Annotated in this window: 14 protein-coding genes; 3 read left to right on the top strand and 11 right to left on the bottom strand. The window is 68.0% G+C overall.

What is annotated here, in order from left to right; all coding sequences use genetic code 11:
• Positions 1-18: 18 nt before the first annotated feature.
• Positions 19-1,131, bottom strand: coding sequence for an NBR1-Ig-like domain-containing protein (locus ABD808_RS20925; protein WP_344899302.1), 1,113 nt, complete (start codon positions 1,129-1,131; stop codon positions 19-21).
• A gap of 611 nt (positions 1,132-1,742) precedes the next feature.
• Here ABD808_RS20925 and ABD808_RS20920 point away from each other — a divergent pair.
• Entirely contained in the window at positions 1,743-2,315 is a 573-nt protein-coding gene (locus ABD808_RS20920; protein WP_344899198.1) for a hypothetical protein, read from the top strand.
• A 165-nt stretch (positions 2,316-2,480) separates the two neighbouring features.
• A complete protein-coding gene (locus ABD808_RS20915) occupies positions 2,481-3,356 on the top strand; it encodes a serine/threonine-protein kinase (protein WP_344899300.1) in 876 nt (291 codons plus the stop codon).
• On the opposite strand, the gene ABD808_RS20910 is transcribed toward ABD808_RS20915, so the two are convergent.
• From ABD808_RS20910 to htpG, 9 genes are all read right to left on the bottom strand, one after another.
• Positions 3,323-4,540: a hypothetical protein gene (locus tag ABD808_RS20910; RefSeq protein ID WP_344899196.1), complete on the bottom strand. Its 1,218-nt coding sequence runs from the start codon at positions 4,538-4,540 to the stop codon at positions 3,323-3,325. The two genes, ABD808_RS20915 and ABD808_RS20910, sit on opposite strands and share 34 nt — an antisense overlap.
• Positions 4,537-6,141 (bottom strand): asparagine synthase-related protein, encoded by a 1,605-nt coding sequence (locus tag ABD808_RS20905; RefSeq protein WP_344899194.1) that lies wholly within the window; start codon positions 6,139-6,141, stop codon positions 4,537-4,539. The genes ABD808_RS20910 and ABD808_RS20905 overlap by 4 nt, the downstream gene beginning before the upstream one ends.
• Positions 6,138-7,271, bottom strand: a complete 1,134-nt coding sequence (gene grrM, locus ABD808_RS20900; RefSeq protein WP_344899192.1) for a cyclophane-forming radical SAM/SPASM peptide maturase GrrM/OscB — start codon at positions 7,269-7,271, stop codon at positions 6,138-6,140. Before grrM ends, ABD808_RS20905 begins: the two co-directional genes overlap by 4 nt.
• Entirely contained in the window at positions 7,268-8,113 is an 846-nt protein-coding gene (locus ABD808_RS20895; protein WP_344899190.1) for a hypothetical protein, read from the bottom strand. Before ABD808_RS20895 ends, grrM begins: the two co-directional genes overlap by 4 nt.
• Positions 8,114-8,204: 91 nt before the next feature.
• Positions 8,205-8,396, bottom strand: coding sequence for a hypothetical protein (locus tag ABD808_RS20890; protein WP_344899188.1), 192 nt, complete (start codon positions 8,394-8,396; stop codon positions 8,205-8,207).
• Positions 8,397-8,552: 156 nt separating this feature from the next.
• A complete protein-coding gene (locus ABD808_RS20885) occupies positions 8,553-10,202 on the bottom strand; it encodes a caspase, EACC1-associated type (protein ID WP_344899186.1) in 1,650 nt (549 codons plus the stop codon).
• Positions 10,178-10,459 (bottom strand): effector-associated constant component EACC1, encoded by a 282-nt coding sequence (locus ABD808_RS20880; protein WP_344899184.1) that lies wholly within the window; start codon positions 10,457-10,459, stop codon positions 10,178-10,180. The genes ABD808_RS20885 and ABD808_RS20880 overlap by 25 nt, the downstream gene beginning before the upstream one ends.
• Positions 10,460-10,920: 461 nt before the next feature.
• Positions 10,921-11,571, bottom strand: coding sequence for a three-helix bundle dimerization domain-containing protein (locus tag ABD808_RS20875; RefSeq protein WP_344899181.1), 651 nt, complete (start codon positions 11,569-11,571; stop codon positions 10,921-10,923).
• A gap of 205 nt (positions 11,572-11,776) precedes the next feature.
• A complete protein-coding gene (gene htpG / locus ABD808_RS20870; protein ID WP_344899179.1) occupies positions 11,777-13,660 on the bottom strand; it encodes a molecular chaperone HtpG in 1,884 nt (627 codons plus the stop codon).
• Between the two features lie 92 nt (positions 13,661-13,752).
• Between htpG and ABD808_RS20865 the strand changes: the two genes are divergently transcribed.
• On the top strand, positions 13,753-15,666 hold the full coding sequence (locus tag ABD808_RS20865) for a HEAT repeat domain-containing protein (protein WP_344899177.1): 1,914 nt from the start codon (positions 13,753-13,755) through the stop codon (positions 15,664-15,666).
• Here ABD808_RS20865 and ABD808_RS20860 read toward each other — a convergent pair.
• On the bottom strand, positions 15,633-16,415 hold the full coding sequence (locus ABD808_RS20860) for a class I SAM-dependent methyltransferase (RefSeq protein WP_344899175.1): 783 nt from the start codon (positions 16,413-16,415) through the stop codon (positions 15,633-15,635). The two genes, ABD808_RS20865 and ABD808_RS20860, sit on opposite strands and share 34 nt — an antisense overlap.
• Positions 16,416-16,497 lie beyond the last annotated feature (82 nt).

Raw genomic sequence — 16,497 nt, 5'->3', positions numbered from 1 at the left:
AACGGCGGGGAACCAACGCTATTCGACGATGATCTGAAAATTGACCGGACGACTGCCGGGAAACGCGACCTTTCCGTCGGCGTCCACCATCTTGAACCGCACGTAGCACAGGCCCGGTTTCTTTGGAGTGGTGATGTCGGTCCGGATGTCGACCATCTGCCCCGGGCGCGTGTCCTTGATCGGCACTTCGGAGATGGTCTGGCATTGGGTGGCCTGCTGCGGAAGGTCGAGTCGGCGCAGCGAATACCCCTCCCACGGCACTTTCCCGGCGTTCTTGAGCCGCCACACCTTGGCGATGGTCTTGTCACGGCCGACGCGCGTGCAGTCGGGCAACGTCATGTCCGCGACGAACGCCGCCGCGTCGCCCTTGTGCAACGGCGGCGCGGCCGGTGGATTGTGCGGGGCCACCGGGCAGTCGGTCGGGGCCCGGCCGGTCTTCGGCCGGGCGCCGGAAGCCGTCGAACCGTCCTTGTCGGGCGGGGAATCCCGGCTCTGGGCGACGACGATGACGACGGCCCCGGCACTCACGGCCACCAACGCCAGCGCGATCGGCACCGGGCCGCGCAGGCGCGACCGTCCCCGACCGCGCCGGGGAGGAGGCGCCCGCAGGACGTCGTCCGAGCCCCCGCCGAGCGGCGGCGGCACGGGCCGCGCGGGTTCCGTCGGCTCGCCGATCGGCCGAGGCACCTTCGCCTCAATGGCGAGCCCCATGGGTTGCAGTTCCGCCGCCCCGCCCGCGGCTGGCGGCACGGCGGTTGACGCGGCCGGGGGCACGGTGGGTGGCGCGGCGGGGGGCACGCCCGGGGGCGGGTGCGCGGCTGGCGGCGCGGGCCCGTCGGGTGACACCGCCCCGGCGTTGTCGAGCTTCACGGCCCCCGCGGATCGCACCGTCCGGTTCGCGTCCTCCCAGCGTGCGCGGTACGCGGCGGGGTCGGCGCCGCATGCCTTGACGAACTCGACCGTGGTTCCCCAACTCGGGAGCCTGTTGCCCTTTGTTGCCTCGTGCAACGTCGTATGGGAGATCGCCCCCGACCGGCCGGACATCTCCCTGAAAGGCGGATTTCCAACCGATTCACGCAGTTCCCGGAGAGCCGTCGCGAAGTTCGCGATCGCCTCCGCCTGTGCACGCATGTCGTCCACCGGCCGAAGCTAACAGCGCTTCCCGTCTCCGCTCAACCTTCGTCCGATACTGGACGCGCACGACCAGGCAAAACACAGACGTTCCGCACAATGTTGAGATCATCCGTACACCTACCCGCTACCAGAAGCGTCGTCCCGAGCGGCAACGGGCGCGGAACGCTCAGTGATCGACAGGTGATCATTCATTTCGCGTTGATTTCAACTACCCGCGGCGCAACGTCCAATTCAACGACACAACGCTCACTCAGCAGACGGCGGGGACGAGCACCGAGCAGACGCGCGGCGTGGCCGGGTCACGACGATGATCCCTGCCCCCGACAGAGACCGGCCCGCACCCTGTCCACGACACGCCCGCACACGGGCCCGGACACCACGGGCCGGACACACAGCCCAGGCACACGGTCCGGGCAATTGGTCTCCTATCTCATCGCGGACGCCGGAGGCAACCGGGGGTTTCGCCACATTTGGCCACGCGACCGTCCCCCCGATGGGAGAGTCCATGCAGGACCAAATGGTGCAATATTCTGATGTCTTTCGGGGAAAGGATGGACATGTACCGACGGACGGGTATTTCAATCTTGATGGTCTCGGGTGCGATGCTTATGGGCGCATGCGGGTCCGGCGGCGGTTCGAAGGCTTCCGAGAGTTCGTCGCCCACCGTCGACGCCCCGGCCACGAGCGGCACCCCGGCCACGAGCGGCACCCCGGCTACGAGCGGCACCCCGGCTACAGGTGGCGCGTCCGTCACGCCGAGCGGCGGTCCGATCTATCTCGGGCCCGCCGGGTACGGGGCCGTCAAGCTCGGCATGAAGCGGGCGGACGCCGAGGCCACCGGGCTGATCACCGTCAAGTCCGAACCGCAGGGCGAGATCGGGTGCGGCACGTTCGACTTCAAGGAGTTCCCGCAGAAGGGGCCGAACTCCGGAGGAAACTTCTCCCCCCAGCTCGGCGTAGCGTCGATCTTCGCCGTGGGCGACATGCGCACCCCGGAGGGCATCACGACCGGATCGGCGGCCGCCGAGGTCGAGAAGGCGTACCCGGAGCTGAAGAAAGGGCCCAACGCCTCTTTCGTCGCGGTTCCCGGCAACCCCGAGGCCGTGTACACGTTCCTGATCGAGAACGGGCGCGTCCGGCAACTCGTCCTCGATCTCGCCACTCAGACCTGCCACAACTGAGGCTGGAATCGAACTCGTTCCCCAGACACGTCCGAACATTCGGGTGGGCCGCCGCATCCCAACGAACACCGTGGTGGGCGACGAGGAGAGCATGTGGGGGATTGGCAGATCTCCGGGTTCCGCGAGGTGCGGGAACTCGGTGCGGGAGCGTAGGGACGGGTCGTCCTGGCGGTGCACGAGGAGTCCGGTTTCCCGGTCGCGGTGAAGTACGTCCCGGTGCGGGCGGACGGCGGCGCGCCGGACGGGCTGCGGCACGAGGCCGAGAGGCTGGCCCGGGTGTCCAGCCCGCATGTCGCCCGGCTGTACCGGCTGGTCGAGAGCGAGCGGGGCAGCGCGATCGTGATGGAGGCGGTGAACGGCGTCCCCCTCAAGACGATCCTCAAGCGGCACGGGCCGCTTGAGGCGACGGCCGCGCTGACCGTGCTGAAGGGGTCGCTTCTCGGCTTGGCGGCGGCGCACGCGGTCGGTGTCGTCCACCGGGACTACAAGCCCGCGAACGTGGTGGTGCCCGAGGACGGGTGCAGCAAGCTCATCGACTTCGGCATCGCCTCCGTCGCCGGTTCGGCGTCGCGATCGGGCACGCCGTCCTATATGGCGCCCGAGCAGTGGCTGGAGGGGCACGCCGGGCCGTCCGCCGACGTCTACGCCGCGACGTGCGTCTTCTACGAGTGCATGACGGGGACGCGTCCGTTCAGGGCCGACCCCGCGGTCGGGCTGCGCGGCCAGCACCTCACGGCGCCCGTTCCACTGGACGATCTGCCGGATCCGTTGCGGCCGCTGGTCACCAGGGGCTTGGCCAAGGACCCGATCGACCGCCACGCCGGGGCATTGGACTTCGTCGCGGACTTGGAGGACACCGCGCACGCCGCGTACGGCGACGACTGGGAACACCGCGGCATCCGTACCCCCGCCGTGGCCGCGGCGGCGCTTTCCATGCTGTTCCCGCTCACCGCCGCCGGACTCTCGATCCCGGCGGGGGCCGGCCTCGCCGGCAAGGAGAAGCCCGGCTATCTCGGTGCGGTCTGCGACAGCGTCCTGTGAGGTGGCGCCAGGTGTGCGGCGGGGTGGCCTGGCCAGGCGGTGAGGAGTTCGACGGCCGCGCGGTGGGCCGCGACTGGGTCGATCATTCGGCGGCAGCAGGTGAGCGCCTCGGCCGCCAGCGGTTCGAAGCGGCCGTCGTCGTGGCGTGGCAGTTCTCGGGCGATCCGGGTCAGCACGCGGGCGCGGGACTCCGGGAAGCGGGCGCGGACGGCCGCCTTGCGTGCGGCGTCGATGTCTCCGGCGACTGTCAGCGCTCCCGCGTAGTCAGCGAGAGCGGCGGCGTTCCACCACGAGTGGCCGATGGCGTCCGCCGTGGTCAACGCCTCTTCGGCCAGTAGCAGGTTTGTGCGTACGGCGCCGCGCAGCAGGGCCTCCGCCCGCCACAGTGGATCCTCGATCGTGCGTGCCAGCGGGACGGCGACGTCAAGGTTTCCCGTCAGGAAGAAGACATGTACTGCGGCGGCGAGGGCCTCCGCGCGCCAGGCGAGGTAGGGCACTTCGCGGGCGGCGACGACGGCGTTTTCGGCGATCTCTTCCGCTTGTTCGGACGCTCCGGCGCGGGCCAGCGGTGTCGCGATTCCGGTGAGGGCTTCGGCGCGGGCCCACGGGTCGCCGATGTCGTGTGCCACGTCCGTCCCGGCGTTGACGTCACCGGCGGTGGCTAGGGCGGTGGCTGTTTCGGCGAGTGCGGTGACGTCTCGTCCTGGGAAACCGACTTGGGCGCAGTGCCGCCGCGCCGATTCCGCGATTTCGTGCGCGTGTCCGGGCTGGTTTGCCGCGCTCAGGCGTCGGGAGATTCGCGCGAGCGCCGTGACCCGTCGCTCACCGACCCCGATGGTTTCGGCGGTCGCGAGCGCTTGGCCGATGTCGCCGCCGACCGCCGCCGTGACGGCGATCACCGCGAGCGCCTCGGCGCGTGACCAGGCGTCGGGGACGGCGTCGGCCCGGCGCAGCGCCGTCCGCACAAGGTCTCGTGCCGGGCCCTCACCCGCGAGGACGTCGGCGATCGCGCACAGGGCCGCGACCTGCGGGCCCGGCTCGGCCACGGCGCCCGCGCCGGTGATCGCCGTCTCCGTCCGGTCCGCCCTGGTCAGCGCGGCGAGCAGGCCTGGGACGTGCGGGCCGGTCAGTTCCACCGGGTCCGCGCCGACGCGCAGCAGTTCGTTGATCGCCGGGGACGTCATGACACCGCCCGATGGTCACGGGCGAGCTGCTGGACTCGTTCGCGGTAGAGGCTGAGGGCGAGCAGACCGAACGTCAGGTGCGGGCGCCGTCCCTGCGCGGTCTGCTCGGCGGCCAGCGCGTCGATCAACTCCGGTTCCACGAGGTCCTCCAGACGGGCACGGTGCTCTCGGACGAGGTCGACGAGGGGCCCGGAACGGAACATCCGCTGGTCCAGATAATGCGGGCCGGACGGGTATCGGGTGCCGGTGAGCCAGTAGGCGGACGGAGGTCTGCGCGCGAGCGTCCCGCCGGACGTCCCGGCCTCGGGGAACTCCAGCAACGACGGCCACAGCCGCGCGACGCAGTACCGGTGCAGGCGGCTGCCCAGTTTCCAGCGTCGCGGAAGCGCTCGCACCGCCTGGACCCAGCCGGGATCGAGGAACGGCGCCCGCCATCGGACGTGCCCGTCCACCGACGCCAGCTCGGCACTGACCTTGTGCAGGGCGTACTGGTTCAGGAAGAACTCGTCGGCCCGATCGAGGGCGGAGCCGGACGACGCGCGGAGCACGCTACCCACCCGGGCGCGGAGCACGCTGTCGACCCGAGCGCGGAGCACGCTGCTGACCTGGGCGCGGAGCGCGCTGTCGACCCGGGCTCGGATGGCCTCCGGGTTCAGTGCCTCGCGGAGCGCGGGGTGGACCATCCTTAGCTCGCGCGACGTCAGCGGGACGGGGAACTCGCGTGTGATGAGTTCGGTTGCTCGGCGTCCTGGCAAGGCCGCCTGGCGTAGCGCGGACAGCCCGCGCCGGGCGGCGTAGTAGCTTCGCGCGTACTCGCCACCCATCCCGAGCAATATCGGTGACCCGAAACCGGATGCGGCGACCCGCAGATGCTCCAACCCCGCGCGGTTGGTCAACGGCAGCGATCCGATACCGGCGGCGTCACCGTCGCGGGATCCGTCCAGGAGCGTCTGCCCTTCGACCTTAGTCACCACGATCGGCAGGCCGTAGCGGCGGGCGATGGCCGAGGCGACCACCCGGTCGAACGAGCCCGGCACCCCGGAGACGAACAGCGTCGGACGGTGGCCGAGGCGCAGCAGCGCCGCGAGCAGCACCCGCGAGTCCAGGCCGCCGGACATTGACAGGCCGCACTCGGAACCGGCGTCCCCACGCACGGCGTCGACCAGGGCCAACACCGCCGATGCCGCATCGGGATCGGCTGGGACGGGCTCGGGTGCCGGACGGGAGTCGAGCCCGCCGCCGTCCCGGTCTCCGCGCATTGTGCTCACCGTTCCGGGACGCAGCCGCTGGACGCCGGGATGGAACGTGTGGTCCCCGAGCGGGTGCGCGAACACGAGGAAATCGGCCACGGCACGGTGGTTCCAGGCGAAGGGCAACGTGGCGGCAACATCCGCTATGCCGGGGCCGTGGGTCGCCGGTCCGTGGTGGTAGGCGACCGCGACGGAACGGGACGAAACAACGACGTCCCCGGCGGCGATGACGAAGCTGCCTCCGGCGTCCACCAGCCGTTCGGCTCGGCCCTCGCGCATGGCGGCGCGGATGGCGGCGTCGTCCAACCGGCAGTGCCCGTGGATACGCACCGGCCCGTCGGGGCCCGTCACACGCCCGCCTCTGCTTCGAGCGCCGCCAGCACCACGTCGGTCACGGCCATGGTGTTCGCCTGGCAGGATGCGGTGACCGTGCTGGCGAACGTCCCGTTCTCGGTCCATTTGTTGACCGCTGCGCCCCCACCGCACAACCGGAAGTAGGAACAGGAGTCGCGGCACATCGACCGTCCCCGCTCGATGTCGTCCGCCAGCTGCCGGAACCCCGGCGACCAGCCGGACTCGGACAGGGTGGCGCCGGGGTCCAGCACGTTGCCGAGGACGAAGTCGTCGTAGTCGGGGGCCTTCCAGCCGAGCAGTTCCGGGGAGAAGCTGCTCATCCGGCCGCCGGTGTCGACGGAGAGCAGGCACAGCGGTTCGACCTGGTCGTTGCGGACGCCGGGGCCCGTCGACAGGATCGCGTCCCGCGCGGCGGCGAACCGGCGCACCGGAATTCCGGTGCGTTCCTGCCAGCGGTACATCTCGTCCAGGAAGTCGGTGTACGCGGCGCGGAAGTCGTGCTGCCCGAACAGCCCCGAGCGGTGCTCGCCCTCCGTCTCCTCCGGGTTGAGCCCGACCGACGCCGGACGCACCTCTTCCACGAACGACAGATATTCGTCCCGCTGGGCCAGGGTCAGCTCACTGATCACCGAGATGATCCAGAAGGGGATGCCGCGCGCACGCAGGACGTCGATGCCCTTCATCGTCCGCGCGTGAGTGCCCTTTCCAGTACGAGTACGCCGGTTGGCGTCGTGCAGGACGGCTGGCCCGTCGACGCTGACGCCCACGTCGAAGCCGAACTCCTCGAACAGATCGCACCACCGGTCGGTGACCAAGGTGCCGTTGGTCTGCAACGAGAAACGCAGTTCCGTGGACCCGCCGAGGGCTACTCGAAGCGCGGTACACGCCTCCCGGTAGAAGGAAAGCGGTGCCGTCAACGGTTCGCCCGCGTGCCACCGGATCTCCAACCGGTCGTCCAACATCCCGCACGCCGCCAGCACCCGTCCCACCGCCTCGACCACCTCAAGGGACATCACCGTGCGGACGTCGCGGTCGGGTAGATAGCAGTAGGCACAGTCGATGTTGCAGAAACCCGTCGGCTGGAGGATGACCCGCCGGACCGGGCCGAGGCCGGGCGCCGCCGTCATGCGAACGCCACCGCGCGACGGGGCACCGAGTCCGGCAGCCCGTTGATCGTCAGCAGCGAGACGTCCGGCAGCCCCCGGTCATTGGTGGCGCCGTCGTGGATCGTGTTCTGGGTGTTGCAGAGATACGCCTGCCCCGGCGCGAGCCGCACGCGCAGGATCGGATAGTCGGGGAAATGGCGGAAGAAGGTGTCCTTGAGCCCCACCGACGATTCGGGCGGGGGTTCGCCCTCGGCGTCGAGCAGTTCCAGCAGGCTCCGGACGGGCAGGTTGACGAAATTCAGGAACCGGTCGGTGAATCCGACGTTGATCGAACACAAGGTCATCGCACCGTCGCGGCTGCCGAAGGGAAGCCGCTGATGGCTGTCGATGTGCAGGCCCATGAAGCCGTTCAGGCCCTCATTGAAGGCGGTGGACAGCTGGTCAGGACGGTGGACGACCACGTCGACGGCCCCGAGTGACTCCGGCACCAGGCCCTGCCGCTCGTACAGCAGTCCGAGGATCTTCTCCTGGAAACCGCGCAACGCCGCCTGCTGGTCATGGTCGGTGTCGGTGCCGCCGTCGATGCCCGGGAGGATCCGCTCGTGGGCCTCCGTCACGAGGTCCTCGCCGAAGTCGGTCACCGACACCGCCGAGGCAAGGCTCACCGGTTCCGCCGGGAAGAGCACGGCCGCCTCGTCAAGCCGCAGGGGCCGCCAGTCGTCCCGCGCCACCACGGCGCCGAGGGCGGCGGGCTGGGACGCGGCGCCCTCCAGCGGCCGGACGCCGGAACTGATCTCGAAACTGTTCTGGGTACAGGAATCGGACAGCAGATTGACGCCGAGTCCCCGGCGCAGCCCCGTCATCGGATCACTCTCTTCCCGTTGAAGCCGTCAACGCCGGGAAGGGTGGCGCCCCGGGACGCGATGTCGCGCGGAACGCCACCCGCTCGTCCGGTCAGCTGTCCCAGGATCCCCAGGGCGGGTTGCAGGAACCGCGCTCGGAGACGTCCAGTTCGTCGTGGAGCCTTTGCACTCGTCCTTCGATCGTCAGGTCAATGGAGCCGGGCTTGGCGGAGCTGCTCAACGGTGCGGAAGCCGCACCGAGTCCCGCCAGCAGCCGACCCGCCAGATTGGTGTCCTTCTCCACCAACTTCACCTCTTTTCGAGCCAAACGCCAGGATTGACGCAGAACCTACCTGCCTGCGTGCGTCATCACCACAGCCCGCTCGGCGCGTCCCGCTCACTGACCGTAAGCGGACAGCCGGGTTTACACCCCATGCCGCCTGCGTGTACCAGCGTCCAGTTACCGACCGCGACCGTGCGGGCGGACGACCCGCCGCGCCAGCGATCCGGCGAACACGACCCGAGCCGTCCCCTTACGGATGAGCTGGATCAGGCAATAGCCGCGGAGCCCCAATGGCAGTGCGAAAAGGACCACCATCCAGATGTTCATGGCCAGGTCTCCGGCGGGAACCTCTTCGTCGCCATACCGGTTGGTCGAGTAGATCCCCATCGGAATGATGGAGAAAATGAGATAGACAGTCACCATCGCGTCGATGAGAGCGCAATGAACCGCATGGTACTTGACATTCCGGTTCTTGCTGAACAACAGCAAAAGACTGCCGAAGAACGGCATGAAGTAGGCCAGCACCGAGGCACCTCGAAGGGGCTCGTCCGGCTGCGGCGGCCATTGCGCGTTCTGCCGTTGCGGCTCACCACGCGGAGGCGCGAAGGGCACCGGCGGAACCGGGGATGGCCACGGCATTGGCGGCACTTCGGGACGCGCGGGCGGAGGCGTCACCATACCGCCAGGGTGTGGACGAAAGGACGACGGCGACCTGGCGGGCGGCTGCCAAGGCGGCGCCGGAGTTTCGACCCGAGAGGCGCCGACCCCCGCACGCTCGATCTCGGCCATGGCTAGCCGCGCCTTGGCCGTCACCGATCGGCTGTCGTCCTGAAGCATCATGCCCAGCCGCTCGTACGCGAGCCGCCCGACCTCGTCCCCCGCGAGCGCCAAATCCCTGAGGAGATCGACGGCGGCGAGACGCACGCTGTGCAGCGGATGTGAGGCTGCGGAGGCGACTTCTTCCGGCAGTTCCGGAGGCCGGGCCGTGCGCGGACTGTAGGCGACGATGAGTTCCCCACTCACGTCGGAGAACTTGGTGGGCGTCTGTTTGGGATTCTCCGCGGTGACTTTGGAATAGGCGTAGTCGTAGAGTTCGTCGACGGAGATCCGTCCGTCCCCGTTGTAGTCGGCCTCGCCGCTGGTCAGCCCGTCGACGAGCGCCGCCGTGAAGATCGACGGTCGGCCGCGCCGCTCCCTCCCGGCGGCCTCCATCGAGATCTCCCTGGTCACATGCCGTTCGTCGAGTTCGAAGGAGTACTCCAGCGCCGAGGACGAGGAGAGGATCGCCCGTCCGGAGCCGCTGAGCCGTTCGGTGATCCCGACACCGCCACCGCCACCGCCACCGCCGCCGTCGCCACGCATGACCATTCCCTCAACGAACGCGCCGCTGTAGCAGCAGTCCAGAAGCAGAATGATGTTGCGCGACATGCTCCGCGCCATCTGCTCGCCGACGAAGGTCGACGCGACCGCAGTGGACCCGAGCCGGTTGATCCGGGTGTTGGTCGTCGCGAAATACAGCCGACCGGCATCGTCCTTGACGCCGTGGCAGGAGACGTACAGCAGAAGGACATCATCCGGCTGCCGGTCGCAGAAGAGGTCCTCTATCGCCGCGTTGACCTCGTGCGCGGGCTTGTTGAAGATGCGCGACACCTGGAAGTCGCCGATCTGCGCCTCGGACAGCGCCGACGCCAGGGCCTCGACGTCATGCGCGGGCGACCGCAGCTCGCTCAGATCCGCGGCCTCATACTGATCCGCCGCTATGAGGAGGGCCCGTCGCTTCGGCCCGTCGACCCCGCCCGGGCCTATTCGCCGCGCGCCAGTAGCCATTCGACCAGTCGCTCTCGCTCTGCCGGGGTCGCGGCGGACAGTTCGATGGACGTGTCACCGCTGCTGATCTTGACCTTTCCCTTACGGGGACCGAGCCAGCCGAAGATCCCGGTCACGAGCGCCCTGGACGCGGCGGACCCGGAGATCGCGACGAGCAGGGTGGCGAGGGTGACCGCGGCCCCCGACTTCGCGCCCCGCGGCGCCCGCGCGGGCGGCAGAGACGCGGCGAGCCCGAGCCGCCGAAGATCCCGCAGCAACTGGCGACTCAGCCGATCAAGCCGTAGCTGATCCGAATTGTCCTCCGATATCTCGATCAATACGCTCGACGCCATGGACCACCCTTCATAAAGATCCTTTTCTTGCCGCCTTCACCTCTTGTTTCATTGACGCGAGCGATCAGTTCTGGGTGGCCCCGCGCACGTCTCGATTGGGAGTACACTCACTGGTAACCCGAAGAAGTCACCACAAATATGGTCATCACACAGAAAAAGGCCGCACAAGGACAGCCCTAAAGATCAGAAAGTCGCCGTCCCAGACAGATCGCCGTCCCAGACCGTTCGTCGTGCCAGACAGATCGCCGTCCCAGACAGATCGCCGTCCCAGACCGTTCGTCGTGCCAGGCGGATCGCCGTGCCAGACAGATCGTCGTGCCAGACCGACCGTCGTGCCGGACGGTTCGTCGTGCCGGACGGGCGGGGGCAGAACGGGTGGGGGCAGGTCAGTCGGCGATGAGCTTCTCGCGGGCGAACCGTTCGACCAGCACGGGTACGAAGTCGCGGACGGGCTGGTCGTCGAAGCGCCGGTAGATCAGCTTGACGGCCTGCGTCACCTGCTCGGGCGGACGCCGTCCGGCGAGGCTGCGGATGAGGCGGTCGACGACCTCCCGCATGATGTGCTCCTCGTGCTCCAGGGGGTTGCCGGACGGCGTCATCGGCAGACCGCCCCGGCCGGGAGGCGGCTGGGCCAGGAAGTGCTCCGGCAGCCGGGAGTACCCCAGCGAGCACGGGCCCACCTGCGGCTGCGTGGAGTCCAGCGCCGCAAGCTGGGCCTTGATCGCGACGCTGACCAGGGACACCAGCAACGCGACGTCGTCGTCCCCGCCCAGCCAGACGCGCACCCAGCCGCTGCCGGGCGTGGTCAGCACCGACGCCCAGTCCTCGAAGGTCGCGCGCATGCGCTGGACGAGAGGCCAGGTCAGATACAGCTCGACCTGGTCACGACCGTGCAGGTGGACGATCTGGTCGCCACCGCAGGCGAACGCTGGACCACGGCCGCACGCGGCCCGGCACATTCGCAACGAGGGCCAACCGCTCAGCTGCTCCACCACGCAGTCGGCCAGACAGATCCGCAGACCACCGGTCCCGCCCATACCCGTAGCATCCAGCGTCCACTGGCATGATCAGTAGCCCATCGCCCCAATCGTTATCAGAATGGCTTCCCAGCCGCCATATCGGCGTTGACCGTCCCTAACAACGACCTAGTAAGGGCGCAGCTGGACGCCCTCACGGCCCACAATCCGGCGCGGACTTTACGGCCTGCCCCTGAGCGACAAAAAGGGTCGTCCGACTTTGCCCTCAGGACTCCTCGGTGAGAGTGACCAGGAGGTCATTGAGGTGGGTGACGAAGGAAGCCGGATCTTCGACGCGGGCGCCCATGGTGAGGACGGCCTGGTTGAAAAGCACATGGGCCCAGTCGGCGAGCCTCGGATCGTCGGGATGGGCGTTCAGCCGCCGGACGATCGGATGCTCGGGGTTGAGCTCCAGCACGGGCTGGTTCGGCAGGCCCGTCCCCCGCATGCGCTGCGCCAGGTTGATGTCGGTGTCGGGCTCGGCCGCGACGATGCAGGCGGGGGACGTCGTCAGCCGGTTGGTGACGCGCACGTCCCACGCCTTCCCGTCCAGCAACTCCTTGACCTTGGCGATCAGGTCGGCGTGGGCCTCGGCCGCCTCCTCGATTCCCTCCTTCTCCTCGGCGGTGTCGCCGAGGTCGGGCGGGGCGCCCTGCGCGACCGACTGGAGGCGGTGCCCGTCGAACTCCTGCATCAGACCGCCGACGACCCAGTTGTCCACGGCCTCGCCGAGCAGCAGCACCTCGACGCCCTTGGCGCGGAACGCCTCCAGGTGCGGGCTGGCGGTGGCGGCGGCGAAGGACGGGGCGAGCAGGTAGTAGATCGTGTCCTGGCCGTCCTTCATGCGACCGATGTAGTCGCGGAACGAGACGTCGGCGTTCTCGGTGCTGGAATGGGTGGACGTGAAACGCAGCAGTTCGGCGACGTCCTGACGGTTGGAGTAGTCGTCGGCGATGCCCTCCTTCAGGACGGTGCCGAATTCCTTCCAGAACCCCGCGTACTTCTCGGGCTCCTTCTCGGCCAGGTCCTTCAGGAGTTTCAGTACCTTCTTGGTCGCACTTGACCGGATGTGCTCCACAGCCAGACTGCTCTGCAAGATCTCGCGGGACACATTGAGCGGCAGATCACTCGAATCAATGATCCCGGACACGAACCGCAGGTAGTCGGGCATCAACTGACCGTCATCATCCATGATGAAGACCCGTTGGACGTGCAGCCGCACTTTCCGGCGGGCGTCCCGCACCCACAGGTCATAGGGCGCGTTGGACGGGACGAACAGCAGCAGCGTGTAGTCGTAGCGCCCTTCCACCTTGGAATGCAGATGGGTCAGCGGCTCGGAGAAATCACCGGTGATGTGCCGGTAGTAGTCGTGGTAGTCCTTCTCGACGAGCTCGCTCTTGGGACGACGCCACAACGCCGACGCCTCGTTGACGGCGGACTCGTCCTCGGAACCTTCGGACCCCTCGACCGGCATCAGGATCGGCACCCCGACATGGTCGGAGTACCGCTGGACGATCGTGCGCAGCCGGAAACTGTTGAGCAGATCCGTCTCGCCCTCGCGAAGGTGCAGGACGATCGTCGTACCGGGCTCGTCGCGTTCGGCGGCACTCAGCGAGTACTCCCCGGCCCCGTCCGACTCCCATCTGACGGCCTGGTCGGCGTCCAGCCCCGCCCGGCGCGTGACCAGCACGACCCGTTCGGCGACCACGAACGCCGAGTAGAACCCGACCCCGAACTGACCGATGAGGTTGGCGTCGGCCCGCTGGTCGCCGGTCAGGCCGCGCAGGAACTCCATCGTCCCGGACCTGGCGATGGTCCCGATGTTCTCGATGACCTCGTCACGGCCCATGCCGATACCGTTGTCGGCGATGGTGATGGTCTTCGCGTCCGCGTCGAACCCGACCCGGATCCAGGGCTTTTCGGCGTTCTCCTCCGCCCTTTGCTGGGAGAACCGCTCGAACCGCAGCCGGTCGATCGCGTCCGAAGCATTGGAGATCAGCTCCCGTAGGAAAATCTCCTTGTTGCTGTAGAGCGAATTGGCCATGAGGTTCAGAAGCTGCGTCACCTCGGCCTGGAAGCTGAAGCTCTCCTGCTCCTCCTGCAACACCACAGAATCCCTCCGTCTGGTCCCTGCCACGCCGTCCGGGCCCGTCCACTCTAAACAACCCCGGCGACCCCGGCGGGACCTTCGTAGAATGCACGGTGCCCACGATCCAGGACACGGCCGACTGGCCGAACCTCGTCCACGCCTACGGCGCCGCCACGAACCTCCCGGACGTATTGGAACAGCTCGGCTCGGACGACCCAGAAGCAGCAGAACGCGCCATTCACGCCCTCTCAGGCACCATCTACCACCAGGGTCGGGTCTATCCCGCCACGGCGCCCGCCGTCACCGTCCTCTACGAGTTCGTCCAAGACCCGGACACACACCACCGCCCCCGCGTCCTCGCCCTCCTCTCCACCATCGCCCATTCAATCCACGACCTGGAAGAACACGACGAGACGGAGTACGACGACCCCGACCTGGCGACCGTCCTCGATTGGGCCCAAGCCGCCCACAACGCCGTGAAGACAGGCATCCCAACGCTCCAGAGCCTCCTGAACGACCCCGACCCAGCCGTCCGCGCCGCCGCCCCCTACGTCCTGGCCGACTTCCCGGAACAAGCCCCCGACCTGATGCCGCGCCTCCAGGAAGCCGCAGCCACAGAGCAGGACGCAGGCGCCGCCGCCAGCATGATCCTGGCCATCGGCACCATCGGCGAGCAACAGGACCACCCGCCACTCGCCTGGCTACGACACCAACTCCAAGACCCCCGCCACGAAGTGCGCGCAGCCGCCGCACTGCCCCTGCTCTGGTGCGGCGCGAACGACGACGTAGCTCACGCCATCACCTCAGAGATTCAGGCTGCCGCCTCAGCACTCGACGGCCAGCTCTGGGTAGAGGACGGCGGCCGCACCGCATTTCTCATCTCCGGGTTTGAGGACCGTCCCACCCCACAGATTCAGCTCGCCCGAGACGCCCTAACGGCACCGAACGCACACGCCGTCCTCCGCGCGGGCGAGGTAATGCGCACCTGGCGAGCCGCACCCGCCGAACTACTCCCGCCCCTCGCAAGACTCCTCAACAACCCCGAACTCGCTCAGGAGGCCGTCTGGCAGATAAAACAAGGCGGCCCAGACATCTCCCTAATCACAGATGCTCTCCTCCCCCTCCTCCACGACCCCAACGACCTGATCGCAGGCAGCGCCTTGGAGGCCCTCGCCCGTACAGGCGACGCACGCTGCGTCCAAGCCCTGACCACCGACCTGGCAGAACCACACCTGTCCTACAACCCCGCCCCAGCACTTAACGGCCTAAAGAACCACGCAGAAGAGCTACTCCCGCCCATCCAGCAATTCCTAGCCGAACCAAAGAAAGGCCCACGCTTCGCTGGCAACTACCTAACGAACGTCTTGCTCGGACTCACCACTTGGGGAGACCACGCACTCCCACTCCTCCCAGAGATGATGTCCCTCCTAGAAAAACGCAAGGCCGTCCCCGCAGCCGCACGTGCCCTGGCCGCCCTGGGCCCCGCCGCAGCCGACGCCGTCCCCCTTCTGCGCCGCTACCTGGGCCGCAAACACGGCCCCGAGACCAGCCGAAACGCCGCGTGGGCGATCTGGCAGATAACCGGCGACGGCACGGAACCAATCCGTTTCCTAGCCAGCACAATCCGCTCCGGCCTCGACGACGAGGACGCCGAACGGCTCTACACCCTCGGCTCCGCCGCCGAACCCGCACTCCCATTCCTGGACGAAACCACCCCCGGCGCCGCCGCCCTCATACACCGCATCACAGGCGACACACCCCGAACACTCCCTCACCTCCTGAACGCCGTAGCCCCCACCCCAACTGGCATGCTCGCAATCCGTTGCCTAGCCGACCTCGGCCAGATCGCAACCCCAGCCGCCCCGCACATCCAAGAAATCGCGGAAAGCCCCCGCGTCCTGGCAGGCGGCCGGAGCAGCGACATCCTCACCACAGACCGCGCCTACCAGCAGACCGCCGAGACCGCCCTGACCCGAATCCGACAGGCCGCCCATCAGGCAGGACGGGTGACGCGGATCTTGGACTGACCGTGCGGGAGCTGTTCCCAGTCGTCCATGAAACGAGCGCTGAACCCGTGCTTCTCGGCGAGGGAGATCAACGTCTCGGTCCGGTAGTAGAAGTCCTCCCGCAGCACATGATGTTCGGGCCCCTCGGTCCGGTCGAAGGTGAAGTCGAAGAAGCCACCCGGCACGAGGACGCGCCCGACATGAACAAGGCATTCGTCGATGACCTCGATCGGCGAATGACTGAAAACACTGTGCGCATGCACTACAGAGAAGTGCTCAGACGGCAGAAACCGCAGCTTCAAATCATTGACCAGCGTGAGATGCGGCAGCTTCTCACGCAGATCCTGCCGGACGAGTATGTTCTGCGCGGCGAGCAAGATATCTGGTGAGATATCGAGGCCGTAGTAGTTCCCGGCATCAAGGTAGTCAATGAAACGCCATCCCGCCCGCAGATTGCCGCACCCGATCTCCAGCAACCGGTCATCGGGCTTGAGTCCGTGTTCAATCAGGTAGTCGGCCTGCATCCGCCCCAGCGCGAGCCACCGCTCATGGCTACGGCTCCCAACGGCGGCCTCCGGATCCTTGGCCACATCAGATCTCATCACGGCCCGGTAGTAGGCCACATGGTCACGGCTGACCAGCCGAAACTTCAGATCTCGCCCCACCCTGCCCAGATAGGACCTGATCTTGTCCGGATTCTTGGCGGCGTACCGAAGCTGGTACGCCAGGCTCGCCCGATTTCTCCGTTTGGGCGGGAGCGGTTCGCTCATCGGAATCGTCCTCTGAAAGGCACCGGGGCCGTCCTCGCCGACCCCCTACCCCCATGCCACCCCCGATAAGCCGAACTCGCCA

Source organism: Actinomadura meridiana (assembly GCF_039537545.1).
Classification (GTDB): domain Bacteria; phylum Actinomycetota; class Actinomycetes; order Streptosporangiales; family Streptosporangiaceae; genus Spirillospora; species Spirillospora meridiana.
The sequence above is the reverse complement of the archived record's forward strand: the minus strand, read 5'-3'. Positions and strand labels throughout refer to the sequence as shown.

Bases quoted from the DNA above. Each gene is read 5' to 3' on its own strand.
- ABD808_RS20925 (WP_344899302.1), bottom strand. From the start codon at position 1,131: ATGCGTGCACAGGCGGAGGCGATCGCGAACTTCGCGACGGCTCTCCGG.
- ABD808_RS20920 (WP_344899198.1), top strand. From the start codon at position 1,743: ATGGGCGCATGCGGGTCCGGCGGCGGTTCGAAGGCTTCCGAGAGTTCG.
- ABD808_RS20910 (WP_344899196.1), bottom strand. From the start codon at position 4,540: ATGACGTCCCCGGCGATCAACGAACTGCTGCGCGTCGGCGCGGACCCG.
- grrM (WP_344899192.1), bottom strand. From the start codon at position 7,271: ATGACGGCGGCGCCCGGCCTCGGCCCGGTCCGGCGGGTCATCCTCCAG.
- ABD808_RS20895 (WP_344899190.1), bottom strand. From the start codon at position 8,113: ATGACGGGGCTGCGCCGGGGACTCGGCGTCAATCTGCTGTCCGATTCC.
- ABD808_RS20885 (WP_344899186.1), bottom strand. From the start codon at position 10,202: ATGGCTACTGGCGCGCGGCGAATAGGCCCGGGCGGGGTCGACGGGCCG.
- ABD808_RS20875 (WP_344899181.1), bottom strand. From the start codon at position 11,571: ATGGGCGGGACCGGTGGTCTGCGGATCTGTCTGGCCGACTGCGTGGTG.
- ABD808_RS20860 (WP_344899175.1), bottom strand. From the start codon at position 16,415: ATGAGCGAACCGCTCCCGCCCAAACGGAGAAATCGGGCGAGCCTGGCG.